The sequence below is a fragment of the Ruegeria sp. E8 genome (genome assembly GCF_056533985.1).
The window spans coordinates 106,255-129,967 of the sequence record NZ_JBQFOY010000003.1; the positions used below are offsets into that span (position 1 = coordinate 106,255).

Below are 23,713 nucleotides of genomic sequence, written 5' to 3' on the forward strand. Positions count from 1 at the left end.
CATGGCTGCCCCGGCGTCTCTGAGCGAATTCCTGTCCGCGCAGCACAGCGTGATCCGCGTCGCACTTACCCGCGTGCGTGGATCCTCGCCGCGCAATGAGGGGACAGAAATGTTCGTGGCAGCCGGAGCGCTGTGGGGAACCATCGGCGGCGGCCAGTTGGAGTTCATGGCAATCAACGCTGCGCGTGACATGCTGCGCGACGGGGTATTGCATCAGGATCTGGATGTGCCGCTTGGCCCGGAAATCGGGCAGTGTTGCGGTGGACGGGTCGAATTGAAACTGACCCGTATGCGGGCCTCCGACAAGTGGGCCGCATCAGAACGTGCAGCCCAGCGCGAAGAGGCTTTGCCCCATGTCTATGTCATGGGCGCGGGTCACGTGGGGCGCGCCCTGGCCAATCAGCTTCAGCACCTGCCGGTGCGCTGCATCCTCGTCGACACCCGGCCCGAAGAGGTCGAGCTTTGCACGGCGCATGTTGAAACCCGGGTCAGTGCCATCCCGGAATCCGAAATCTGGCACGCGCCTGCGGGCAGTGCCTTTATCATCCACACCCATGATCACGGGCTGGATTTCCTGCTGACATCCGCTGCACTGGAACGTCAGGACGCCGCCTATGTGGGAATGATCGGATCCGCCACCAAGCGGGTAAAGCTCAGGAACTGGGCACACAAACACTGTGACGGACAGTCTATCGAACATTTGAAATGCCCCATCGGGGCTAGCGGTAGCCGCGACAAGCGGCCCAGCGTCATCGCCGCCTTCGTGGTGGCCGAGGTGATGGCTGAATTGACCTCTGAAACTGCCGCGACCGCCCCGACCGGGGCAAACCAGGCGCCCCAGTTGGGCCAACACCACGACCGGAAAGGGAGAACGGCCTGACATCTGTCGGGCAATTCCGGTCACATCAGAGGAGGAGACCGTCATGGACGGGAGGACCTACGACTACAAGCTGTTTAGCCGCAGCGATTTCAGCGCTTTCTGGGCGCTGTTTACGGACAACCTTGTAAATTTGCTGATCCTGTCCGGGGTCTGCCAGTTCGTGTTTCAGATGCCTGCCGAAATCGTCTTTGGCCGCATTGTCCCCGGCGCTGCCATCGCTATTCTGGCCGGTGTCGCTGTTTACGCATATCTCGCCAAATGGTTGGCTAACAAACAGGGCAAAGATGTAACCGCCCTGCCCTACGGCATCTCGACGCCGGTTATGTTCGTCTACCTGTTCGGCGTGATCGGCCCCATCTATTGGGCAACCAACGATCCCATGCTTGCTTGGCAGGTCGGCATCGGGGCTGGGTTCATAGGCGGCATCGTCGCGGCCTTGGGGGCCATTGTAGGACCCTACCTCAAGCGGATCACCCCCCGCGCCGGGATGCTGGGTACGCTCTGCGGCATCGCCCTGGTCTTTATTGGCTCCGTGCCGCTGGCCGAAATATTCGAGCACCCCATCATCGGGTTTACGTCGCTGCTGTTTATCCTCTGGGGCCTGATCGGTCGCTTCCGCCTGCCGGGCAACGTCCCTGCAGGTCTGGTCGCAATTGCTGCCGGTACCGTGATTGCCCTTGTCCTTGGCGAGTCCAAAATCGACGTGAGCGGAATCGGCTTCTACCCGCCGATCCCCTATTTCGGTGACCTTATCGCTGGCGTGCAGTACCTGTTCGCAAATCCCGAGCTGTTTCTGGTGCTGATCCCGGTGCAGATTTACAACTTCATCGAAACGATGAACAACGTGGAATCAGCCGAAGCGGCGGGTGACCGTTACCCGGTTGGACTGTGTCAGGTGACGGATGGTGCAGGCACGATGCTGGGCGCGCTGTTTGGCTCACCTTTCCCAACGACCGTTTACATCGGCCATCCGGCCTACAAGCGGCTGGATGCACATGCAGGCTACATCGTCGGCGTAGCCGTCGTGATCGCTGCTGCCGCCTTCCTTGGGTTCCTGTCCTTCCTTGCTGGCCTGATCCCGATCGCCGCCGCCGCGCCCGTACTGGTTTTCGTTGCCGTCAGCCTGATCACCAATACCGCCTGGGCCGTCAAGCCCATGCATATGGCTGCGGTATCCTTTGCGATCCTGCCTCATATCTCGGCCTTCCTGATGGTCAAATGGGGGTCGCTGATGAACGCACTGCGCAGCAGCGGTGTCGAAGGTTTGCCCTCACTTGGGGATGACGGTCTGACCGCAGCCCTTCTCATGGAGGGGGCCCATTACGAAGGCCACCTTGCCCTGAGCCAGGGGGCCATCATCACCGGTCTGGTCTGGGGCGCCATCGTGGCCGACGTGATCGATGGGCGCTTTCGGACAGCTGGGGCTTTTGCGGTCGCAGGCGGGCTGATGTCGTCCGTAGGGATCATCCATTCCTACACGCTGCAGCTGCCTCAGTTCGACGGGATCACCATAGGCTACCTAATCGTCGGCGCGTTCCTTTACATCTACCCGATGTTCGCACCCAAAGAAGATCTCGAACACCGTGTCATCGTACCGGATGAGCCTGATCTGATCGACGACGATTCACCTGCACAACAGGCCTGAACCTCAGAGGGGCAGTCCCATGGCTGCCCCTCCCTGCCCCAACCGTAGAAACGAGACCCTTCATGACCCAGAGATTGCTGCGCGGTCGTCTGCTGACCTTTCATCATGAACCCCAGAGCGGCGAAGATTCCAATGCATATACCTATCTTGAAGACGGTGCCCTGCTGATTCAGGACGGGATCATCCAGGATACCGGCCCCTTTACCGAGATCAGCGCAAAAGCCGGGAATGTTCCAGTAACGGACCATCGCCCGCACCTGATGATGGCTGGTTTCATCGACACACACATTCACTTCCCGCAAGTGCAGGTTATCGCCTCGTGGGGGGCACAGCTGCTGGACTGGCTCAACAACTATACTTTCCCGGAAGAAACCCGGTTTGCCTCGGAAGCACACAGCGCGTACATGGCGCGGGCGTTTTTCGATCAGCTTGTCACACACGGCACCACGACCGCAGTTGCCTATTGCTCGGTCCACAAGACGTCGGCGGACGCCTTCTTTACCGAAGCGACCCGGCGAAACATGCGCATGCTTGGCGGCAAGGTTCTGATGGACCGCAATGCACCCGAGGGTCTGCAGGACACACCGAAATCCGGATATGATCACACCAAGGCTCTGATCGCCGACTGGCATGGTAAGGGCCGCAACGGCTACGTCATCACGCCTCGGTTCGCGATCACGTCCACGCCGGAACAGATGGCGATGGCGCAAGCCCTCGTGCAGGAACATCCCGACTGCCACGTCCAGACGCATCTGTCGGAAAACAAAGATGAAATTGCCTTCACCAAACAGCTTTACCCGCAGGCGCGCGACTATCTTGACGTCTACCAGTCTTACGGCCTTTTGGGTCGCAATACATTGCTTGGGCACTCCATTCACCTGGAGCCGCGTGAAATCGACGCTCTGGCGGAAACCGGCGCACATCCCGTATTCTGCCCAACCTCCAACCTGTTCCTTGGCAGCGGTCTGTTTGATCACGGAGGTCTGAGTGCACGCGGGATCACAAACGGGATCGCGACAGATGTTGGTGCAGGCACAAGTTATTCGATGCTCCAGACCCTCAACGAAGGTTACAAAATCCTGCAATTACAAGGGTTGGCCCTGCATCCCCTACAAGCCTTCCACTGGGCAACGCTCGGAAATGCGCGCGTTCTTGGGCTGGAAGATAAAATTGGAAATCTCGAACCCGGAACCGAGGCGGATATCGTCGTTCTTAACGCGCGAAGCACGCCTGCCATGGCATTGCGCATGGACCGTGTGGGGTGTCTTGCAGAAGAGTTGTTTGTTCTGCAGATGATGGGAGACGACCGCGCTGTCGAGGAAGTGTATGTTTCCGGATCACCCAGTAAGGTTAGCCCCAAACAATTGACCGAGGTTCAGGAGACATAAAGGCATCGGGCTCTGTTTCGAAGTTTTGGGTCGGCCAATTGGAAGTGCGATCGCTTCAAGCTCAGATTGCCAACCGCGAGAATTGACGAAATCGGTAGATTCCGGGCGACAATTGGGCTTTGCAGATTATGTGCGCTATTTCGGCTCCGTCGAGCGTTGCGGACGGTTTCATTCCGAATGAGCTTCCTCTTCAATTGGCAAACGGGTTGGGTTGACGCGGATTTGTGCTCAGCCAGACAGATTTGGTCTGGAGGAAACAGCGCATTCCTTCCCATCCATTTTCGCGGCCATAGCCGGATTGCTTGTACCCTCCGACAGGTGACTGAGTGGCGGCGTTGAAGTAGTTGTTGATGTAGACGGTGCCCGCCTCGATCCGGTCAGCCATGCGCATGGCGCGGGCCACGTCGCGCGTCCAGATACCGGCGGCGAGGCCATAGACTGTGTCATTGGCGATTTGGATCACCCGATCTTCGTCGTCCCAGATTTCGGTGCTTGCGACGGGGCCGAAGACCTCATTCTGGGCCAGATCGGCGCTGTTGGGTACATCGGCAAAGATGGTGGGGCCAATGTAATAGCCCTCGTCGCGGCATGCCTTGCGACCGTCCAGCAGCATCTTGTGGCCCGCTTTTTCGGCGGCGTCGATCTTGGCAAGGATGCTTTCATAGTGCGGGCGATTGGCGATGGGGCCAATCTGGGTATACGGGTCAATTGGATCACCCACGCGGGCATTTTTCACCACCTCGACCAGACGATCCGTGAACGCCTGGCTGACATCGCGATGTACCAGAATGCGAGAGCCAGAAATGCAGCTTTGCCCTCCAGGAGGGAATATGCCCGCTGCTACGCCATTCACCGCCAGATCGAGATCCGCATCCGGCAGGATTATCTGCGGGGACTTGCCACCCAACTCCATTACAACCGGCTTCACGCCCTTTGCAGCCGTGATGGCAGCCGCACGTCCACCGCCTGTGCCCCCAGTAAAGCTGACCATGCGCACGTCGGGGTGTTCGATCATCGGCGCGGCAGTGGTTTCCCCATAGCCCGTGACCACGTTCAACACCCCTGGGGGGAGGTCGGCCTCGAGCAGCACCTCCATCAGTTCCAGCGTCGAACAACTGGACTGCTCCGAGGGCTTCATAACGACAGTATTGCCAGCTGCCAGGCAGGGGGCGAGCTTGACGAACAACGTGCCGAGCGGTGAATTCCACGGCAACACCTGCGCCACAACACCAAAGGGCTGCCATTTGACGTAGTTGTGGATGTCTGGCGCTTCGGCGGGGATCAGGCGGCCCTCAAACTTGTCACAAAGCCCCGCGTAGTAATGCCAACTGTCCACCAGCCACGCACCTTCCCGCAAACCTGGGGTGATCATCGAAGGCAGCTTTCCGTTGTCCTGTGTCTCGATCTCACCCAACCGATCGGCATGTTTCGAGATCACGTCCCCGATCCGCCGCAGATACCGGCCACGTTCCGCCGGTTGCATCCGCCCCCAGGGGCCTTCGTAGAACGCCGACTTCGCCGCAGCTACGGCACGGTCCACATCCGCCTGACCACAATTCGGGACACGTGCCCAAACCCGCCCGTTGGCGGGGTTTTCGCTATCGATATAGCCGCCCTCGACGGGCTCGAACCATTCGTTGTCAGCGAAGTACCTGTAGGTGGCGATCTTGCTCATGTCAGTGGCTCCGTTGGGTATTCGGGTGTCAGGGGTGGGCGGCCCAGGATCATATCAGCTGCTTTTTCCGCCATCATGATCACCGTTACATAAAGGTTTCCAGTGATTTGCCTGGGGATCGCCGACGCATCACAGACGCGCAGGCCTTCCACCCCATGCACGCGAAGCTCGTTGTCCAGCACATCGCCCATGCGGGCCGTGCAGGCGGGATGGTGGCCTGTATAGGCGGTGCTGCGGATGGCTGACGTGATCTCCTCGTCGGAATGCGCGTCTTTCCATAGACCCATCTCACCTGTCACAATCCGGCTGATCGGGTCCTGCGCCATGACCTCGCGCATTACCGTAACACCGCGTTTCAGCACGCACAGGTCGCGAGGGTCGGCAAAGTAGTTCGGATCGATCAGCGGATGTGCGCGCGGATCGGCGGTGGCCAACCGGACAGAGCCTTCGGAGTGAGGGCGTTCGAGGTTGATGTCGATCTGCACACCGGGACAGGCCATCTTGCGACCCCGCACCAACAGCTTGCGCCCAAGGCGCTGTAGCAAGGGCGCGTCTTCATTCGTGCCATCGCCAAGGTTTTCTTCGACCACCATCGGAGTCATGAACACCTCAAGCTCGGGAAGATCCGGATCGTCGAAAGCGTGGAACAGTACGGTCGAGAAGAGCGCCCCGCCTCCGGGCCCCCCGCCATTGAACAGCCAGTGCGCCATCAGCCGCGCCGCATGGTCCAGCCGCTGGTACTTCGCATGGCTCAGGTCCAGCCGATCCGATCCCCATTGCATAGGCACATCCGGGTGGTCCGACAGATGCGCCCCGACCGAGGGCAGGTCTGCGACCACGCCAATCCCATGCTTGGCCAGATGGTCCGCTGGTCCGACGCCTGACAGCATCAACAATTGCGGTGTGCCGAAAGCCCCTTGGCAGACGATCACTTCGCGTTCTGCATGAATGACGTCTCCGTTAAGCGTCTCCACCCCGACGGCCTTGCCATTGTCGATCACAATCCGCGCTACCTGTGTTTGCGTCCGGATCGTCAGATTGCGTGACGGATGAGCCAGATAAGAGATCGCGGCCGACTGTCGAACACCCTTCGATACAGTGCTGTCATTACGGGCCGCACCCGTTCGCACCGGTCCGTTGAAGTCGTCGATCCGCGCATGACCAGCATTGAAGGCCGCCTCAAGAAAGGCTTGCTCAACCTCCCCAAAATTCCGTGCAGGTTCGGTCTTGAGCGGCCCGTCAGTTCCATGCCAGGCATCCTGCCGGTCACGCGATCCTTCGGACCGGCGGAAATAGGGCAGCACATCTGCATAGGACCAGCCGGGCACCTGCCAACCGTCATAGTCGGCTGCTACTCCGCGCATATAGATCATGCCGTTGACGATGGACGACCCGCCCAGAGCCTTGCCGCGCGGGTAGTAAATCGTTCGCCCGTTTAATCCTTGTTGAGGAACAGATGTGTAACCCCAGTCAAGCCGGGGATTGCCAAAGACAAAACCATTGCCTGCGGGCATCCTGATGAAAAGATCGCGCCCCTTGCCACCCGCTTCCACAAGACAGACAGAGACCGAGGGATCTTCGGCCAACCGCGCGGCCAACGCACAACCCGCCGAACCTCCGCCCGATATGACATAATCATAGGCGGTCAAGGTCTGAGCTTTTCCAGAATGGCGTCGGTCACATTTGCACTTGTCGCCGTGCCCCCCAGATCAGGAGGCAACAGGCCGCCTTGCAAAACGTCTTCAACGGCGGATTCGATCTGCGCCTCGAATTGCGGCAGGCCAAAACTATGGGTGAACATCATTCCCACAGACAGGATCGTTCCGATCGGGTTGGCGATCCCTTGTCCTGCGATGTCCGGCGCAGAGCCCGAGGTACTTTCATACATGCCAAAAACCGGCCCTTCATCAGGGCTTGCTGACAGACAGGCCGACGGCAACATACCCAGCGACCCCGCATAGACTGCTGTCAAATCACTCAGAATATCGCCCAACTGGTTGCAGCCAATCACCACGTCAAAGTCATGGGGACGCATCATCAACTGATAGGCGCAGTTGTCTGCGAACATGTTTTCGAAAGCAACGTCTGGATAGTCCTGCGCCACCTCTGTCACCACGGTGCGCCAAAGTTTGTAACTTTCCATTACATTGGATTTGTCACAGCTGACCAACCGTCCGCGTCGCTTGCGTGCGAGTTGAAAGCCGCCATGTGCAAAACGGGCAATCTCGACTTCATCGTAAGCAATCAGATCGTAACCCTGCCGAATGCCGTTTACATCCCGTTGTCCGCGCGTCGTGGTAAACATCGCCCCGCCGCACATCTCGCGTAAAATCAGCACATCGGCCTTGTCTGCCAAACCTGCCCGAAACGGAGTTTTGCCCAACAGTGGCCGCCATGCACGTGACGGTCGCAATCCCAGATAGGTCTTCAAATGGTGACGCAGGTACATCAGCCCGTCCTGGCGTTCTGCCCCGCCGGGAACGCGGATGTTATGCCATTGCGCTCCGCCCACCGCCCCGACCAGTACAGCGTCAGCAGCACGCGCCTGTTCCAGCACCTCGTCGGTACAAAACGTGCCATGTACATCCCACGACGCGCCATGCAGCAGGCCCTGCCTCACCGAAAGCTCGTACCCGGCACGCTCAGCCAGACAGGTGGCAACACGCAGTCCTTGTTCGAGGATTTCGGGGCCAATCCCGTCTCCACCCAATGCAAGTATGTGCTTTCTCACAGATTATTCCCCATTCGTCGTAAAACGAGTGTTGCGCAGTTGAACTAATGAAGAAAGGCGGAAATGGTGAAAGGAAATCAATCAAAAAAGAATGAAAATGCCGCACCCGATCCCCCTGCATCAGATCAATGCCTTCGAGGCCACAGCCCGTAAACTCAGCTTTTCCCCGGCGGAGCAGGAATTGACGCAAACCCACCAAACACTGCATTGTCCTTGATGGGTTTTCTGGATCGCCCGAACTGGGGCCCCGGCGCGACCTGCCCGATGAATTCGGTAAATGGTCCAGCGTCTATCGCCAATTCTGGCGCAGGGCGAACCCTCGGCTTCGTTGACATCATATCAATCCACCTCTGGCTGCGTCATTTGTCGACATGACCTAACGAATTGTCGCCGGACTTGTTGTACCTCTAACGACTTGCTCTAACTCACAGCAAATTCTAAAGGGTACAGACTCGTCTGAGGTAATGTAGTCGGTGAACATCTCACCAGCGAGTTTTCCGATGGTTTCTGCCGGGATGCGAATGGTTGTAAGCGCGGGCTCAACATCCGCTGATCCTTTGAAATCCCCTATGCCGATGATGGACAAGTCGTCAGGAACCTTCAAATTGAGGCTCTGGGCCGCGAATAATGCGCCCTGTGCGATGACGTCATTTCCGCAAAGCAAAGCCGTCGGACGAGCGTGTGCAGTCAAAAGAGATGAGGCTGCCTGCTTGGCCTGAGAGACACTGTAAGGGGCTTCTGACACATGCTCACTCGGAACGGAAATACCCGCTACGTTAAGAGCTTCATGCGCAGCGGAAAGCCGGTTTTGTGCTCGGTCGTTGCCAGAGGCATCGGGAAAGATTAGCCCAATATCACGGTGCCCGAGGGCCAACAGATGCTCCGCCGCAAGGCGCCCTGCCAAGCGATTGTCAGCCCCGACACACGGTAACGGGGAGTCTTCCGAATAGTTCCATATGGCAAGAGCCGGTGTTCTCTGCTGTTCTATCAGTCGCCCTGTGGCTTCGGAATGCTCCAACCCTACCAGCGCCACTCCGTCCACGCGATGTTCCAACAACTTGCGCACCATCGCGTATTCCCGATCAAGGTCATATCCATGTGACGCCAGCAACAGGCTGAACCCGGCTTTATCGATAGAATCCGAAAAGGCCTGAATGACCTCGGCGAAAATGGCGTGGTTGATGGTTGGGACAACGAGACCGATTGTGCCTGACCGTTTGCCATGCATCGTTTGTGCTGCACGATTGCGGATATATCCCAACCTCTGCACCGCTCGATTGATCTTTTTCCGAGTCGCTGGGCTGACCAAATTTGGGTGATTGAAGGTGCGGGACACTGTGGATGGTGACACTTTTGCAGCCTTTGCAACGGCTACAATATCAACCTTACCCTTTTGATAATTAGCCATAATATTCTCCCTATTGGTCGAATTTATGAAAACATTTGCAATACTATTTTCATCGCCTACCCTGATTTGTCAACAAAAGTAAAAGTGTGAACCGACGGGTTGGGAGGCCCTGAATGGAATTCATTTATTACTTCGGAGAAGTCTTCACGCCGCTGTCGTTTTTGCTGCTCTTGGGTGGCACGATTGGAGGCCTGATCCTGGGCGCGACGCCGGGCTTGTCGCCTACAATGGCGGTCGCGCTGCTGATCCCGTTCACCTTCCAGCTTGAGGCGGCGCAAGGGTTAATCCTGCTTGGTGCCGCATACACTTCAACTGTGGCGGGCGGTGCGGTCAGTGCTATTTTGCTCAAGATACCCGGCGCGCCGGCGAATATCGCCACAACATTGGACGGGCATACCATGGCCAAGCAGGGTCAGGGTGCGCGGGCACTGCAACTGTCATTTCTGGCCTCGGCCGTGGGTGGCATCTTTGGCGTGCTGTTGTTGATCTTTCTGACCCCGGTATTGGCCAAATGGGCGTTGGCATTCGGCCCCTCGCATCTGTTCTGGCTGGCCATTCTTGGTGTGACGGTGATCGGGACGCTGGATTCCGCCTCGGTGGTCAAAGGTCTGCTTTCGGGCTGTATCGGATTGTGGCTGGCCACCATCGGCTTCGACGACATCATGGGAGCGCAACGCTTTATCTTTCACCCCGCTTTGGGCGGAGGCATCAACATCATTGCCGCGCTGATTGGTCTTTTTGCGATCCCTCAGGTGTTGACGATGTTTGCAAAGGGTCGACATAACACGGGTGCGGAAGTCATCGAAGTTCAGCGCCATTCGATCCTGGCAGCGTTTCGAGAACTGTTCAGCCGTACCCGCGCACTCAGCATTGGCACACTCACCGGCTCGATCATTGGCCTAATTCCGGGCGTCGGCGGACAAATTGCCGGGCTCGTCGCCTATGACCAAACCAAGAAGTTTTCAGCCGAGAAGGACAAGTTCGGCACAGGGCATTCCGAGGGAGTCATTGCTGCGGAATCCGCCAATAATGCGATGGTCGGCCCGTCTTTGGTACCGCTGTTGACGCTGTCGATCCCGGGTAGCCCAACCGCTGCTGTTTTGCTGGGCGGGCTGCTAATCCACGGGATTTTTCCAGGCTCGGACCTGTTCGACAACCACCCGGATGTGGCGTGGACCTTCATCAATTCCATGCTGATCGGGCAGGTTCTGATGTGTATCTTCGGGCTCTATGTTGCCGGTCTGGCCGCACGCGTCGCGCAGGTGCCGCAATCGGTCATGGCGGCCATAGTTCTGGCCCTGTCAGTCTTTGGGGCCTATTCGGTGCAGGGCTCAATGGGCGACGTCTATGTCATGGCCTGCCTCGGCATCGGTATGTTCTTCCTGGAACGTTTTGGGTTTTCCGCCGCACCACTGGTTTTGGGATTGATCCTTGGGCCCATCGCCGAGGCCAACTTCATTCAAGGCGGGATGATCGCTGACGCGACCGTGGGCAAGGCTTCGTATTTCCTGACCGGTGGATTGAACTTGCTGCTGATCGCGGTGGTTTTGGCTTCAATCGCATACTCGGTCTGGATGGAACTCCGTCACCGTCGCTACACCACCAAAGAGGAAGCGCAGATATGAATCGCTCGCAGCATGTTTTCGGGTCCGGTCTGGTCTTTGCAGTAGGCCTTTGGGTGACCTGGGTCAGCTATACCCAGCAACCCGCCGAGGCATTCCTGTTCCCGCGTCTTATCGCATCGGTGTTTGTGGTTCTGGCCGGGTGGACCTTCGGCAAAGCGGTGATGGGGCTGTCCAAAGTCGGGAACGGTGTGACCCGCGCGATGTTCATAAACATGCTGCCCGGCCTGATCGTTACATTGATCTACGTATTCTGGGCGGCCAAGTCGCTGGGTTTCTACACGGCAACGGCTATCGCTTTTTTTGTTCTGCTGTCGCTCTACGATCCAGCCCCACATTCCGAAGCCAAAACCTGGGTCAAACGCGGCGTTATCACCGCAATCTTTTTAGCGGTGATGTACGGGCTCTTTGCCATGCTTCTGAACGTCTACACACCAAAGGAAATTCTGTTCTGACCGCACGAGGTGCGGGTGAGCTAAATTAGGGAGGAAACGCAGATGAAACACACACTTACAGGGGCTGCATTGGCCCTCATGAGCCTGACAGGTGCCGCAGTTGCGGAGGAATACCCAGAACGACCGATCATGATGATGGTCAGCTATGGCGCAGGTGGCGCGACTGACTTTCAGGCGCGGATTGTCACCATGACGTCCGGAAACGAAGACGCGCTGGGGATGCCCATCGCCATCATCAATAAACCCGGCGCAGGCGGGCGTGTCGGTTGGAACTGGTTTGCAACGCAAGCCGACCCTGACGGCTACACTCTGGCGGCCTATAACGTTCCGCATTTTATCGCTCAGTCGATCAAAGGCGGTGTGGAGTATTCGACGGACAGCTTTGAGCCGATTGCAAACTGGGGTGCCGACCCGGCGGTCTTTGTTGTGGGTGCAGACAGCGAGTTCAACTCAATGGAGGACGTCGTTGCTTATGCCAAGGAAAACCCCGGCAAACTGACGGTTTCCGGTGCGGGCCTGTTTGTGGGCCACCACATTGCAGCCCTGCAGATCGACAAGGCAGCGGGCACCACGATGGCCTACATCCCAACCAAGGGCGGTGGGGCCGCCGCGATGAAAGCGGTGATTGCCGGTGAGGTCATGGGCGGTATCAATAACCTGTCCGACGCCTTCCGCGCGCAGGAAGCGGGCAACGTCAAAATCCTGGGGGTCGCAGATCTTGAGCGTAACGCCTTCCTGCCGGACGTTCCGACGATGATGGAACAGGGATTGGATGTCGACAATTCGTCGGTCAATTTCCGGGGCGTGATGGTGCCTAAAGGAACACCGCCGGAAGTGATCGAGAAACTCGCCGCAACAGTGCCAGAGATGTTCGCCAACGACCGTGTGTCCAAAAAGATGGAGGCCGGTGGTTCACCCATGCACATCATGACACGTGACGAGGTGATCGAGATGTGGGCACAGCGCCAACAGACGCTGAACGAATTGCTGGCCGGTCTCTGATCCGGTCCACCTATACGGGGCGGAGCTGGTCCGCCCCGGTTAAACTATCGAGGTCAAAGATGAACGCTCAGGACGGGATATCCCCCGAAATCGCTGAAGTAGATCGCATCGTAGCGCAAGCGCGCGCAGCCCAGGCGGCTTTTGAAACAGGCGGAAATCAGGCGCTGTACGACAAAGCGGCATTGGCGGCGGGCTGGGCCATCATGCAACCGGAACGCAACCGGGCATTGGCCGAAACTGCCGTTGAAACCACAGGGTTGGGCAATGTGCCCGACAAGATCACAAAGAACCACCGTAAGACACTGGGCCTGTTGCGCGATATCGCTGAGGCGAAAACCCATGGCATCATCAGTGACGATCCTGCCACCGGTATTACCGAAATAGCCCGTCCTATCGGCGTGATCGGCGCAGTTGTACCATCGACCAACCCTGCCGCGACGCCCGCGAACAACATCATCAATGCGCTCAAATGCGGCAACTCGATTGTGGTGGCACCATCCCCGAAAGGCGTGGCGTCTTGTGAGATGTTGATCGGCTACATTCACTCTGAATTCGACAAGCTGGGGCTGAATCGCGATTTGGTTCAAATGATCCCCGCGCCTGGCTCAAAGGCCAAAACGCAACGTTTGATGGAAACTGTTGACCGGGTGATCTGCACAGGCAGCCAGAACAATGTCCAACGCGCGCAGTCCTGTGGTACGCCGGCCGTGGCGGTTGGCGCGGGCAACGTGACCGTGATTGTGGACGAAACTGCCGATTTGCCAGCAGCCGCAGCCAAAATCACGGCTTCAAAGTGTTTTGACAATGCGACGTCCTGCTCTTCTGAAAACGCACTGGTTGTTGTGGACGCGATCTATGACGCCTTCGTTGCCGCGATGGCAGCCGAAGGCGGTGCCCTGGTGCCGTCCTCTGAGGCAAATGACATCGTGGCGCGACTTTGGCCTGATGGTCATCTCAATCGTTCGGCCATAGCGCAGGACGCTGACAAAATGCTCGAGGCCTTGGGAATGTCGGGCAAAGTACCCAATGGGACCAAGTATCTTGCGGTGGAAACTGACGGAATAGGTTCGGATCATCCTTTGTCCGGTGAAAAACTAAGCCGTGTTCTGGCACTCTATCGCGCGGCAGATTTCGCAGAGGCCAAGGCTATTGCCACTCGCATCCTGGCACATCAGGGGGCCGGGCATTCGGTTGGCATCCATACGGATGATGACGCGCGCGCGGTGGGGTTGGGGCGTGACCTGCCCACTTGTCGGGTTATCGTAAACCAGGCGCATACCTTTGCCACGGGCGGCAGCTTTACGAATGGTATGCCCTTTTCGCTTTCGATGGGCTGCGGCAGTTGGGGCGGCAACTCCATCGATACCAACCTGCATTGGCGGCATTTCGTTCAGACGACCAAGATCGTTCGTGAAACACCTTCGCGTGAACCCGGGCTGGAAGAGATATTCGATGACTATTGGTCGGAGTTCGGCCGATGATCGAACCACCCAAGGGAACTGTTCGCGATTGGTTGGATTTCAGAGCATGTCAGAGAGGAACCGGTTTTGTTTTCCCGGACGGGGCAGCAGACCTAAGTTGGGAAGAACTGCGCGAAACGGCCCGGCGCGTCGCTGCCATGTTAACCGAATTAGGTGTGGCAAAAGGCGAAAGTATTGCGATCCTCTATCCCAATTGCCGAGAAGCGCTGGAGGTTCTTTTTGGCGTTCTCTATGGCGGGTTCCGGGCGACGATGATTAACCTTGTCGCGGGTGACAGCGCCGTCGCCTACGCCCTAGAGCACAGCGGCGCACGCTATGGATTCGTGCATCCGGGGCAAATGGACCTGTTCGAGCGTACAGCCAATCCCGCCAGGATCATCCCGTTGCAAGTTGCAGATGCGGTCGACACCGGTAACAACCTGCACAGCATAACGTCAGATAGTCATGCGCTGTTGATGTACACCTCCGGAACGACCGGGCGCCCCAAGGGCGTGGTTCACACACATTCCAGCCTTCTGGCGGGTGGCTGGACGACCACAGTTGCACATGAGTTGACCGAAGCCGATCGCGGGTTTTGCGTATTGCCGATCTACCACATCAACGGGCTTTGCGTGACAGTCATGGGAACGCTTGTCTCAGGCGGGTCTTTGGCCATGTGCGAACGATTTTCAGCCAGCCGGTTCTGGGACAACCTCGGTAAGGTCGAGGCGACGTGGTTTTCGGTTGTTCCAACCATCATTTCTCACTTGCTGCATTCGGATACCAAGCCGGATAAGCCCACTCGCCAGAGAGTGCGCTTCGGTCGTTCTGCATCTTCAGCGTTGGCACCAGACGTGCAGCGGGCCTTTGAAGACCGTTTTGAAATCCCAATTGTAGAAACCATGGGGCTCACGGAAACCGCTGCACAAATTCTGTCCAATCCGTTGCCTCCAGGCGTTCGCAAGATTGGCTCTCCGGGCATCGCATACGGGAACGAAGCTGCAATTTTTGACACAAACCTCCGAGCTGTTCCCCACGGAACGGAAGGAGAATTGGTCATTCGCGGACCGAATGTAATGCTGGAATACCTCAACGACCCCGACGCTACCAATGGCACGTTTAGCTCTGATGGTTGGTTACGAACTGGTGATCTCGCCCGCATGGACAAGGATGGTTACGTTTTTGTCACCGGACGGCTTAAGGAATTGATTATTAAGGGCGGCGAAAACATTGCACCGCGCGAAATCGACGAGGCCCTGTATTCTCACCCAGATGTCGTTGAAGCCGCCGCTTTTGCACGTCCTTGCAAAAGTTACGGCGAAACCGTCGAGGCCGCCGTCAAAATTCGTGAAGGTTCCGATGTTACGTCGCTGGGCCTGTCGAAACTTTGCGAAACTCAATTGGGCCGTTTCAAATCACCCGATGAAGTTCATATCCTACCAGACCTCCCAAAAGGCCCGTCGGGAAAAATTCAAAGAAACAGAATACTCGAGATCGTTAACGCGAAATTTGGAGATTCGAAGAAATAAACGTTCGATAAGCCGTTTGTACGAAAGCCCAGCCTCCGCACTTGTGAGGTTGCACTGCGGCATCGGCTGGGTGCTCCACCACCCGCTGTGAACCGGTCCGCCATGTCGAGCCTAGCCGTTGAACCATAGCGGCGTGTCGCCATCTGCCCAGGGCAAGTGCTTATCCATTACATGCTCGAAGGCTTCGCTTGCCAGAAAACGATCCAGCCAAGCAATCAAATTCGGCCATTCCTGTGCATCAAACCACACCCTGTCTATGTGAGCGAACTGACGGACAAAGGGCAGAACTGCCAAATCTGCTAGGGTTGGGCGATCTCCAAACAGCCAAGACGGCCCGGTCAACCGTTCATCAAGGCTGATCAAGTAATTCGCAGCTTTCTTACGCTCTGCCGCGTGGTCAACTTCCGGATAGCGCGTAGCGTACTTTGTGTGATCCAATGCGGCCTTAAATGGTCCATCATTTTCCGCGATCAGGTTCCACCCTTCTTTAGGCATGTCCAAAAGTCTTTGCGGATCATTTTGTTTAAGAGCCCAGATCATGATATCCAAACTTTCATCAAAAACCTGATCCGCAAGGCGAAGCGCTGGTACCGTACCGGATGCCGATGTTTGCAGGAAAGCTTGCGGCTTGTCCTTCAGACGGATTTCACGCAATTCGACTTTGACGCCTGAACTCGCCAATGCGAGGCGAGCCCTTATTGCGTACGGGCAGCGGCGGAACGTCCATAAGATAGGGTGATGAGCCATAGGAGGATTTATCTGAAATCCGCCAGTGGGGTCAAACCCATCCTCGACAGTCAAATAGGAGCTTCAGCTTAGACGCCGCCGGGTCAGGTCAAGCGGGTCACCGCTTCGCAAACATCGGCCACAGTGGCCGTCGGTTTAGGGTCAAACCGGGTTTCGTCGCCTTGACGGAATTTCCCGGTGCGCACAAGATACGCTTTTGCCAGGCCCGCAGCCAAGGCGCCGGCAATATCGCTTTCAGCATCATCACCGATCATAACGGACTGCTTAAGAGAGGCTCCGGTGCTGACAACAGCGGCTCTGAAAAATCCAGGGTCTGGTTTGCCTGACAGTTGAGCGCGGATGCCGGTCGCGTATTCCAGCGCTTTGACAAAACATCCGGCGTCAAGGCTTAGCTGTCCATCGGCATCCATGAAAACGCGATTGTTCGCGAGAGCGACCAAAGGCGCTCCATTCTTCAGTAATCGGTACGCCCGGTTCATGTTTTCATATGAAAATTCCTGGGCGGCATCACCAACAATAACGGCTGGCGGTCCACTGCTGTCGCAACCAGAAAACTCTTCTTCAAGTGCGGGGTGGATGAGCAAATGCGGGCTATGTCCCGAGCGCGACAGCCAATCAAGGCAGGCTGCAACAGGTGTAAACACCTCCTCCGGTTGAACAACGAAGCCAAGGTTTTGCAGTTTGCTCATGATGCGGTGTTTTGGCTGCCGGGTGCTGTTGGTGAGAAATCTCACTTGCCGCCCGCTGGAACGCAAACGGGTAAGTGCCTCGGCGGCTCCGGGGATTGCTTCGGCCCCTTGGTAAAGAACTCCGGAGACATCAAGCAGAACTGTTTGGATCATTACTAAACTGTGCCCGAGCCTTAGCGAGGCGTCAACTTCAGCACTTGTATCGGTGCCCTGAACTGATGGCCTCGGAAACTCCTCACCGCTCTTGCAGAGGATGCGCAACCCCTCGCACTGCAGCGGATTTCGGATGAGGGAATGCCGCGCCCAGCACGAGCGATTGCATTGGGCAATTTGTGATGCAGTTGGCTTGGCTGTTACGGGCGGCAGCTTTGGGCCGCCCGTGACGGTCAAATGATTTTGGACCGGGGAAAAACAGAACCGCCTTTGATAGCCGCGTAGAGCTAAAACCAACTGGTGCGGAACGTGCATCACGGTCAGTTAAGCACAGAACGGGCGGCACCCGTTGTGGCCCAATTGGGGTCGGGACATATGAGAGCTAATGAGCTAGCATTCCCCATGAAAAACGCGTAGTTCATCTCAGATTTGAAGGAGTTGAGTATTCAGTAACCTTCAAGATAGGATGATGCTTTGCGCAAAGACACCAAAGGCGCTGTACCACATCCGCTGGTTGCTTGAGCTTGTGTGCAACATCATTGAGCGCGCACCAATTTTAACCGGATCAGATCACAGTTCTACAACGACTTTCCCGACCGCTGATCCATTTGTCAGATGCGCATGAGCCGCGCCGACATCCTCCCAACCAAACCTTTGTTCGTCCACGATTGGTTTAAGCCTGCCCGCATCCGCGATGCCCGCCAATGTCCTCAGGATGTCACCATGGGTTTGCCGCCCGACGTTGTGCATCATTGGGATCAGCATGAAGACGACGTGCAGGGACAGGCCTTTGAAATGCGCTGGTGTCAAATCGATCTCGACTATCGCAACGGTCGAGGCGATATGGCCGTTGAGCTTGGCCGCTTCGAACGAGTTTGTCATGTTCTGCCCACCCACGCTGTCAAACACCACATCGAAGCCCACGCCACCGGCATGCTCCGCCACGTAGTCCTCAACCTTTTGCGTAGTGAAATCCAAGGCGCGCGCGCCCAACCCTTCGATCAGGGCTAACTGATCGGCACCGCGACCTGTCGCGGACACGGTTGCGCCAAAGTGGCGGGCAATTTGCACGGCGACATGACCAACGCCGCCAGCACCGCCGTGAACCAACACAGTTTGCCCCTCGCCAACACCGGCACGGGTCAACCCTTCGAAGGCGGTGATGCCGACGAGCGGCAGCGCTGCGGCCTCTCGCATGCTCAGCGTATTGGGTTTATGCGCAATCAGGCGGGCATCCGCGTTTATGTACTCTGCCAGTGCCCCCGAAAGCCCCATCAAACCACCCGCGCAGCCGTACACCTCATCGCCCACAGCGAAATCTGTCACACCGTCGCCCAGCGCGACGACGGTACCCGCAAAGTCCATGCCAAGCACGGCGGGCAATGCGGGAGACAGAGGAAGCTCTGCCCCCATGTTTCGGATCATCGTGTCGACAGTGTTGACGCTGGTGGCGGCGACTTTGACCACCACATGTCCTGATGTCGCGACCGGGTCGGGCATCTCTGCGAACTCAAACTTTGCGTCAGTCCCGTAGTCATTCAGAACTATTGCTTTCATCGGATTATTCCTTTTCTTTCCAGACGCCAGCTCGCGTGTCGCGACGACTGACGCCCTGACGTGATCCTTTTGTTGGGGTTAGTTGATGTCCTGCACCTGCATCACCAGATCGCCCCATTTGCGCTGGTTTTCGATGTCGTGTTCCAGACCTTGTTCATCCGCGATAGAGAAACGTTTGACCGCTGGGGTCTTGCTGGTGGCCTGATAAAGCCAATAGGCTTCGGCCTTCAGCGCCTTATCAATGGGTTTGTCGATGGATTCATAAACCATCTGCTTGCAGGCGTTGATAGACTCGGACGGGAATTTCGCGATCCGCTCGGCCAGCGCGGTCACATATGGGCCAATTTCATCCGGTTCCAACGCCTTGTTGATGGTGCCCAGACGCTCTGCGTCATCCGCGTCATAGTCTTGCGCGCTAAGGATGATCTCAAGCGCTTTGCCCAGGCCGGTCTGACGCGCCATGCGCGAGGCACCACCACCGCAGGGCAGGATACCCATTCCAACCTCCATTTGCATGAACTTGTACTTTCCACGCGCTGCAAAGCGCATATCCAGCGCCAACGCCAATTCGTGCCCGCCGCCACGCGCAAACCCTTCCAGCTTTGCGATGGTGGCCTGCGGCACCTTGCTGATCCGCTCGCAAACCGACTGCAAATCCAAAAGCTGTGCATCCTCGCGGGATACCGCCTCAGTCGACATGTCCTTGAGCAGTTCGGTGTCGTAGTGGCAGACCCAGATTTCCGGATTGGCGGATTGAACGATCACAACCTTGGTGTCGCGGTCGCGCTCCAGCCGCATGGCGAGGCTGTTGAGATCGGCCAGCATTTCCTGGCCTTGCACGTTCACAGAGCCAAAATTGAAGGTGACCGTGGCGATGCCGTTTTCAACGGTTACGTCAAAGGTTTGAAAGTTCTCGTATTTCATCAGGCAGTCCTTTCTTGGGCCTCGACACAGCACGCGTGAGGAGTAAGGGAGTGCTAAAGGTGGAAGTGTTCGGCGTTTTCGCGCCGGGTTGATCAGCCCGTCTGGCTGATCAAGTCTTTGATGGCGTTCATGACATCGGCAGCGTGATCTTTGTCCAGCGCCGCGGCATGCGGATTTGCGAAGGCACTGCTGTCATTGTCAAAATAGGCACCAGACGCGTCAGCGAACCGCTCACCCAATGCTGCATCAATCAGGATATCAGCGCCGATACTCATGTCGTTGCCAGCAAGGCCAAAGCCTTCTTTCACCATCTTTGAAGCCAAAAGCGAGCCCGGATTTACAGCAACCATGACCCGCGCATCGGATAGCGATTTCGCCCATTCCCGGGTCCAGATGGTGATCGCCAGCTTGCTTTGAGCATAGGCGTCCATGTCAGCCAGTGGGACATTGCCTTTCATGGCCTGGATATTGACCGGGGCCTGCGCCGCCGACGAAAGGTTCACGACGCGCCCGTCGCTGGGAATGATTGGCAGCACCAATTCCGTCAGCAGATATGGTGCGAGTGTGTTGACGACAAAGCGGATGTCCTGCCCGTTTTCAAGCATGGTTTGCGGGGCTTTCAATACACCTGCATTGTTGATCAGCACATCCAACCGGTCATGTTTGGCCCGTATGTTTTCGGCCAGCGTTCGAACCGCGGACAGATCGCTCAGATCTGCATCATGGGTTTCGACATCACTGCCGACTTCGGCAGCTGCGCTTTCCAATTTGGATGCACTTCGTCCGTGGAGCAGCACTTGGTGTCCTTTGGCGGTCAGTTTCTTTGCCGTAAGCAAACCAATGCCGTCGGTTGAACCCGTGATAAGAATAGTCTTGGTCATTGATCTGATCCTTTAGGAAAAGTCAGGCAGCACAACGTCCGCCAGATGTTCGAGGGTGGTGTTGATAGGTGCTTGATTGAACCTCAGGTTCAGCGCGACATGATTGACCCCGAGTTTTTCAATCTCGCGCAGATAGCTGCACAGGAAATCCGTTCCGGACTGAAACCCAAGGTGGATCGAGCGCGGAGGTGCAGCGGAATCTGCAACGACATCGACATAGAGCGATTGCATGACAGGTTTGTCGGGCTGGCCCGCTGCCTTCACGCGTCTTCGGTAATCCGCGATGACCTGCCCCTGAGCCGCAGCGTTGCGCGGATATGTCATCCAACCGTCTCCGTTCTGCGCCACCCAATCGGGGGTTTGTTGGCTACCACCGGTAATGAGCATCGGCAGCCGGGTACCGTGCGGTTTTGGCAATAAGTCAATCCCGCCAGACAGTGTGCCCTGCGCGCTTTCATGTGTGGGATAGGCTGATCGAACCGCGCGGATGTATTCCACGCTGTCGCGGAAGCGGGCACCCCGGTCGTCAAAGCTCTGGTTCATCGCCGGGTATTCTTCAGGTCGGTCACCGGAAGCAACACCCAAAAACAACCGCCCGCCCGACAGCACATCCGCTGATGCCGCGGCCTTGGCGACATGGGCGGGGTGGCGCAGTGGCAGGATCACGCTCGCCGTTCCAAGCGCAATCCGGTCCGTCGCCGTTGCAAGCGCACCCAAGTAGACAAATGGGTCAAAGATTTGTCCAGCATCACCGAAGCTTGGCACATTGAAAGGTACGTCGCGCAGCCAAAGTGCTGCAAACCCAAGTTTCTCTGCTGTCTGTGCCGCTTTCAAATGCCCCTGCAGCGTCGGCTCTGCACCGACGGCGTAGGCTTCGAGCGGCAGGACAAGGCCGACGCTCAACCGCCCCGGACGAAACACCCGGTTGTAGGTCACGTTGATCTGGGCAAACTCTGTAGGCTGCATATTATCCAACATGTTCTGACGCCCCTCAATAACGCACCAATATGCGGCTCTCGATGCTCTTGCGAATGGTCGTAACGTTTGGATCCTCGACCGTATCGAGCGCACTGTGCGCGATCGACGGCAGCCCTTGATTGTCATAGATGTTGAAGATCGCCACCTCATCCGGCGTCATCCTGGACTGATAAACCCATTCATGGTCCGGGTTTCCCACCAGCCCCATGATTTGTCCTTTGCGGTCGGGATAGATCAGATCCAGCAGAATCCAGTCGGACGGGTCAACCGACGACGGGCGGACAAAGCCCAAAGGTGCTGAATTGATCGGATGCTCCATCGGGCGCCAGACATTGACAAAGGCATAGTGACCCTGCGCCCATTCAGCTGCGGTCTCGGCCCCCAACAGATCGACAAGGCGTTGCTTGGCTCCGTCCATGCTGTAGTCGCTGTGGACGTTGCGCGCAGGTTTGCGCGTTGCATCGGGCTCGTCTGTCCGAACCGTGTGATCAAAGATCACAACCTCTCGCGCACCCAGCTTGTTCCTAAGCATCGACGTCAGTTCCGCGTCATATGTCTGTTTCCAGGCATCGCCTGCAAAGTCCCGGACCAGCGTTTTCAGCGATATGAATGCAACTGCATCAGATGCAAAATTGACCGACGTGCTCGCCGCGCGATTGTCCGCCAACGCAATGGAAGAAGGGACCAATTCGGGAGAAATCAGATTGCCTGCAATCCCACCTGCATCAAGTTCAAAGGCTTGCCGATAGGGCTTGTGGACGTGGTAGTTGACTGTGGCTGTCCGTGTCATTCGCGCCTCCTTCCCGTGTTCTGTTGTGTTCATGAAGGGGATTTAACTTCAAATGAAATGCGGATAAACAGCCTGGATGCGGATTGATAATTCTGGTTTTGGATATAATGGGCCTAGATACAGACGCGCTTCGATTGTTTGTAAGGGCAGCGGAATTGCTGAACATCAGCGCTGCGGGGCGCGCGATGGGCATGGCTCCGGCCGTATCCAGTGCAAAGCTTGCCAAATTGGAACAGAGCCTGGGTTCCGAACTCCTGCACCGCACGACGCGCAAAGTGTCGCTGTCGGTTGAAGGTGCCGATTTCCTGCCCTTCGCCCGCGAGATTATCGCGCAGGAAGAAGCCGCACTTGCAGCCTTGGGCAAGCAGACGACAAACATCCAGGGCACGTTGCGTTTCGCTGCGCCAAGCACCTTTGCGCAACTCTATATCGTACCGATCCTGCCTAAGTTTCTTCAACAGCACCCCGACCTGACGCTCGACTTGCGACTGTCGGATGTGCAGTTCGACCTGATCGACGGGAGCTATGACCTTGCACTCAGGAACGCGCCACTTGTCGACACCAGCCTGAAAGGTCGCAAACTAGCCGATGACCAACGCATTCTCTGCGCCGCACCGCACTATCTCGCTATGCACGGCATTCCCACTACCCCTGCCGACCTCACAAACCACCACTTGATCGCCTTTCGAAATCGACAACCACGCCCGTTGACAGGGCGGACAGGCGAGAAAGCTGTTTTCGACCCTGCATCAGCTAAGGGTCAATTGATTATCGACGACGGTCAAAGCCAGGTCCGCGCCACGCTGGCCGGGGCCGGGATTTCCCTGAACGCTCTGTGGAGTGTGCATGATCAACTGAAGTCAGGTCATTTGATACGGGTACTACCGGAATATGAAGCCGCGGAAGACAATGTCTTGTGGCTGATCTATCCCAAATCCAACGTGCTATCCCCCAAAGTACGGGTATTCATAGATTTTCTGATTGCGGAGATTGGTGCAAAGCCGCCTTGGGAAACGTGAACCAAAAAGAAATTCTACGTCGGTTGAGGCATCCCATCGTCAAGGTCGGATAACGAACCATTCACCTGGGAGCTGAATGTGGAAGAGATCGCCATCTCTGGCTTCTCCAAGTTCCCCACACTGAGAAAGTTTCAGGAAGTAAGCGAAATGCCTCTTTGATTGCCTAGCGTTTGCTTAGCC

20 protein-coding genes and 1 pseudogene are annotated in these 23,713 nt (G+C 57.0%); 10 read left to right on the forward strand and 11 right to left on the reverse strand.

Annotated elements, in window-relative coordinates:
• Nucleotide 1 precedes the first annotated feature (1 nt).
• From xdhC to guaD, 3 genes are all read left to right on the forward strand, one after another.
• Nucleotides 2–880, forward strand: coding sequence for a xanthine dehydrogenase accessory protein XdhC (gene xdhC / locus ACR0LF_RS05790; RefSeq protein WP_480580200.1), 879 nt, complete (start codon nucleotides 2–4; stop codon nucleotides 878–880).
• Between the two features lie 43 nt (nucleotides 881–923).
• The gene (locus ACR0LF_RS05795) at nucleotides 924–2,525 is read left to right on the forward strand and encodes a xanthine/uracil/vitamin C permease (protein ID WP_480580203.1); all 1,602 of its coding nucleotides are present in this window, start codon (nucleotides 924–926) and stop codon (nucleotides 2,523–2,525) included.
• A gap of 62 nt (nucleotides 2,526–2,587) precedes the next feature.
• Nucleotides 2,588–3,913 (forward strand): guanine deaminase, encoded by a 1,326-nt coding sequence (gene guaD / locus ACR0LF_RS05800; protein ID WP_480580206.1) that lies wholly within the window; start codon nucleotides 2,588–2,590, stop codon nucleotides 3,911–3,913.
• A gap of 190 nt (nucleotides 3,914–4,103) precedes the next feature.
• Here the strand turns inward: guaD and ACR0LF_RS05805 are convergent, their stop codons facing one another.
• From ACR0LF_RS05805 to leuB, 3 genes are read right to left on the reverse strand one after another with little or no spacing between them, the layout of a single operon-like run.
• Nucleotides 4,104–5,588, reverse strand: coding sequence for an aldehyde dehydrogenase family protein (locus ACR0LF_RS05805; protein ID WP_480580208.1), 1,485 nt, complete (start codon nucleotides 5,586–5,588; stop codon nucleotides 4,104–4,106).
• The gene (locus tag ACR0LF_RS05810; RefSeq protein WP_480580211.1) at nucleotides 5,585–7,237 is read right to left on the reverse strand and encodes a GMC family oxidoreductase; all 1,653 of its coding nucleotides are present in this window, start codon (nucleotides 7,235–7,237) and stop codon (nucleotides 5,585–5,587) included. Before ACR0LF_RS05810 ends, ACR0LF_RS05805 begins: the two co-directional genes overlap by 4 nt.
• Complete coding sequence (gene leuB, locus ACR0LF_RS05815) at nucleotides 7,234–8,319, reverse strand: 3-isopropylmalate dehydrogenase (protein ID WP_480580214.1); 1,086 nt, start codon at nucleotides 8,317–8,319, stop codon at nucleotides 7,234–7,236. The genes ACR0LF_RS05810 and leuB overlap by 4 nt, the downstream gene beginning before the upstream one ends.
• Nucleotides 8,320–8,504: 185 nt before the next feature.
• Here leuB and ACR0LF_RS05820 point away from each other — a divergent pair.
• Nucleotides 8,505–8,627 (forward strand): annotated as a pseudogene (locus ACR0LF_RS05820) (transposase); the annotation flags it as partial.
• A 68-nt stretch (nucleotides 8,628–8,695) separates the two neighbouring features.
• Here ACR0LF_RS05820 and ACR0LF_RS05825 read toward each other — a convergent pair.
• On the reverse strand, nucleotides 8,696–9,727 hold the full coding sequence (locus ACR0LF_RS05825; RefSeq protein ID WP_480580217.1) for a LacI family DNA-binding transcriptional regulator: 1,032 nt from the start codon (nucleotides 9,725–9,727) through the stop codon (nucleotides 8,696–8,698).
• A 113-nt stretch (nucleotides 9,728–9,840) separates the two neighbouring features.
• On the opposite strand from ACR0LF_RS05825, the gene ACR0LF_RS05830 reads away from it, so the two are divergent.
• The 5 genes from ACR0LF_RS05830 to ACR0LF_RS05850 are packed head-to-tail and all read left to right on the forward strand — an operon-like array spanning nucleotide 9,841 to nucleotide 15,795.
• Nucleotides 9,841–11,352: a tripartite tricarboxylate transporter permease gene (locus ACR0LF_RS05830; RefSeq protein ID WP_480580220.1), complete on the forward strand. Its 1,512-nt coding sequence runs from the start codon at nucleotides 9,841–9,843 to the stop codon at nucleotides 11,350–11,352.
• Nucleotides 11,349–11,804, forward strand: coding sequence for a tripartite tricarboxylate transporter TctB family protein (locus ACR0LF_RS05835; protein WP_480580223.1), 456 nt, complete (start codon nucleotides 11,349–11,351; stop codon nucleotides 11,802–11,804). Before ACR0LF_RS05830 ends, ACR0LF_RS05835 begins: the two co-directional genes overlap by 4 nt.
• 42 nt (nucleotides 11,805–11,846) lie before the next feature.
• A complete protein-coding gene (locus ACR0LF_RS05840; protein WP_480580226.1) occupies nucleotides 11,847–12,806 on the forward strand; it encodes a Bug family tripartite tricarboxylate transporter substrate binding protein in 960 nt (319 codons plus the stop codon).
• Between the two features lie 59 nt (nucleotides 12,807–12,865).
• Nucleotides 12,866–14,287 (forward strand): acylating sulfoacetaldehyde dehydrogenase, encoded by a 1,422-nt coding sequence (gene sauS / locus ACR0LF_RS05845; RefSeq protein ID WP_480580229.1) that lies wholly within the window; start codon nucleotides 12,866–12,868, stop codon nucleotides 14,285–14,287.
• Nucleotides 14,284–15,795 carry a class I adenylate-forming enzyme family protein gene (locus ACR0LF_RS05850; protein WP_480580232.1) on the forward strand — a complete coding sequence of 504 codons (1,512 nt, stop codon included), beginning with the start codon at nucleotides 14,284–14,286 and terminating at the stop codon, nucleotides 15,793–15,795. The genes sauS and ACR0LF_RS05850 overlap by 4 nt, the downstream gene beginning before the upstream one ends.
• Nucleotides 15,796–15,906: 111 nt before the next feature.
• On the opposite strand, the gene ACR0LF_RS05855 is transcribed toward ACR0LF_RS05850, so the two are convergent.
• The 7 genes from ACR0LF_RS05855 to ACR0LF_RS05885 form a co-directional block, all read right to left on the reverse strand.
• Nucleotides 15,907–16,542: a glutathione S-transferase gene (locus tag ACR0LF_RS05855; RefSeq protein WP_480580235.1), complete on the reverse strand. Its 636-nt coding sequence runs from the start codon at nucleotides 16,540–16,542 to the stop codon at nucleotides 15,907–15,909.
• An 83-nt stretch (nucleotides 16,543–16,625) separates the two neighbouring features.
• On the reverse strand, nucleotides 16,626–17,699 hold the full coding sequence (locus ACR0LF_RS05860; RefSeq protein ID WP_480627519.1) for a TIGR01458 family HAD-type hydrolase: 1,074 nt from the start codon (nucleotides 17,697–17,699) through the stop codon (nucleotides 16,626–16,628).
• A gap of 255 nt (nucleotides 17,700–17,954) precedes the next feature.
• Nucleotides 17,955–18,941: a zinc-dependent alcohol dehydrogenase family protein gene (locus ACR0LF_RS05865; protein WP_480580241.1), complete on the reverse strand. Its 987-nt coding sequence runs from the start codon at nucleotides 18,939–18,941 to the stop codon at nucleotides 17,955–17,957.
• Nucleotides 18,942–19,019: 78 nt separating this feature from the next.
• A complete protein-coding gene (locus tag ACR0LF_RS05870; protein WP_480580244.1) occupies nucleotides 19,020–19,865 on the reverse strand; it encodes an enoyl-CoA hydratase/isomerase family protein in 846 nt (281 codons plus the stop codon).
• A gap of 92 nt (nucleotides 19,866–19,957) precedes the next feature.
• Nucleotides 19,958–20,746: an SDR family NAD(P)-dependent oxidoreductase gene (locus ACR0LF_RS05875; RefSeq protein ID WP_480580246.1), complete on the reverse strand. Its 789-nt coding sequence runs from the start codon at nucleotides 20,744–20,746 to the stop codon at nucleotides 19,958–19,960.
• Nucleotides 20,747–20,758: 12 nt separating this feature from the next.
• On the reverse strand, nucleotides 20,759–21,724 hold the full coding sequence (locus tag ACR0LF_RS05880) for an LLM class oxidoreductase (protein ID WP_480580249.1): 966 nt from the start codon (nucleotides 21,722–21,724) through the stop codon (nucleotides 20,759–20,761).
• Nucleotides 21,725–21,737: 13 nt separating this feature from the next.
• Nucleotides 21,738–22,514: a CmcJ/NvfI family oxidoreductase gene (locus ACR0LF_RS05885; protein ID WP_480580252.1), complete on the reverse strand. Its 777-nt coding sequence runs from the start codon at nucleotides 22,512–22,514 to the stop codon at nucleotides 21,738–21,740.
• 107 nt (nucleotides 22,515–22,621) lie between these two features.
• Here ACR0LF_RS05885 and ACR0LF_RS05890 point away from each other — a divergent pair, with 107 nt between their 5' ends.
• Nucleotides 22,622–23,533 (forward strand): LysR family transcriptional regulator, encoded by a 912-nt coding sequence (locus tag ACR0LF_RS05890; RefSeq protein ID WP_480627518.1) that lies wholly within the window; start codon nucleotides 22,622–22,624, stop codon nucleotides 23,531–23,533.
• Nucleotides 23,534–23,713 lie beyond the last annotated feature (180 nt).

Bases quoted from the DNA above. Each gene is read 5' to 3' on its own strand.
- xdhC (WP_480580200.1), top strand. From the start codon at position 2: ATGGCTGCCCCGGCGTCTCTGAGCGAATTCCTGTCCGCGCAGCACAGC.
- ACR0LF_RS05795 (WP_480580203.1), top strand. From the start codon at position 924: ATGGACGGGAGGACCTACGACTACAAGCTGTTTAGCCGCAGCGATTTC.
- guaD (WP_480580206.1), top strand. From the start codon at position 2,588: ATGACCCAGAGATTGCTGCGCGGTCGTCTGCTGACCTTTCATCATGAA.
- ACR0LF_RS05805 (WP_480580208.1), bottom strand. From the start codon at position 5,588: ATGAGCAAGATCGCCACCTACAGGTACTTCGCTGACAACGAATGGTTC.
- ACR0LF_RS05825 (WP_480580217.1), bottom strand. From the start codon at position 9,727: ATGGCTAATTATCAAAAGGGTAAGGTTGATATTGTAGCCGTTGCAAAG.
- ACR0LF_RS05830 (WP_480580220.1), top strand. From the start codon at position 9,841: ATGGAATTCATTTATTACTTCGGAGAAGTCTTCACGCCGCTGTCGTTT.
- ACR0LF_RS05835 (WP_480580223.1), top strand. From the start codon at position 11,349: ATGAATCGCTCGCAGCATGTTTTCGGGTCCGGTCTGGTCTTTGCAGTA.
- ACR0LF_RS05840 (WP_480580226.1), top strand. From the start codon at position 11,847: ATGAAACACACACTTACAGGGGCTGCATTGGCCCTCATGAGCCTGACA.
- sauS (WP_480580229.1), top strand. From the start codon at position 12,866: ATGAACGCTCAGGACGGGATATCCCCCGAAATCGCTGAAGTAGATCGC.
- ACR0LF_RS05850 (WP_480580232.1), top strand. From the start codon at position 14,284: ATGATCGAACCACCCAAGGGAACTGTTCGCGATTGGTTGGATTTCAGA.
- ACR0LF_RS05855 (WP_480580235.1), bottom strand. From the start codon at position 16,542: ATGGCTCATCACCCTATCTTATGGACGTTCCGCCGCTGCCCGTACGCA.
- ACR0LF_RS05860 (WP_480627519.1), bottom strand. From the start codon at position 17,699: ATGCACGTTCCGCACCAGTTGGTTTTAGCTCTACGCGGCTATCAAAGG.
- ACR0LF_RS05865 (WP_480580241.1), bottom strand. From the start codon at position 18,941: ATGAAAGCAATAGTTCTGAATGACTACGGGACTGACGCAAAGTTTGAG.
- ACR0LF_RS05870 (WP_480580244.1), bottom strand. From the start codon at position 19,865: ATGAAATACGAGAACTTTCAAACCTTTGACGTAACCGTTGAAAACGGC.
- ACR0LF_RS05875 (WP_480580246.1), bottom strand. From the start codon at position 20,746: ATGACCAAGACTATTCTTATCACGGGTTCAACCGACGGCATTGGTTTG.
- ACR0LF_RS05880 (WP_480580249.1), bottom strand. From the start codon at position 21,724: ATGTTGGATAATATGCAGCCTACAGAGTTTGCCCAGATCAACGTGACC.
- ACR0LF_RS05885 (WP_480580252.1), bottom strand. From the start codon at position 22,514: ATGACACGGACAGCCACAGTCAACTACCACGTCCACAAGCCCTATCGG.
- ACR0LF_RS05890 (WP_480627518.1), top strand. From the start codon at position 22,622: ATGGGCCTAGATACAGACGCGCTTCGATTGTTTGTAAGGGCAGCGGAA.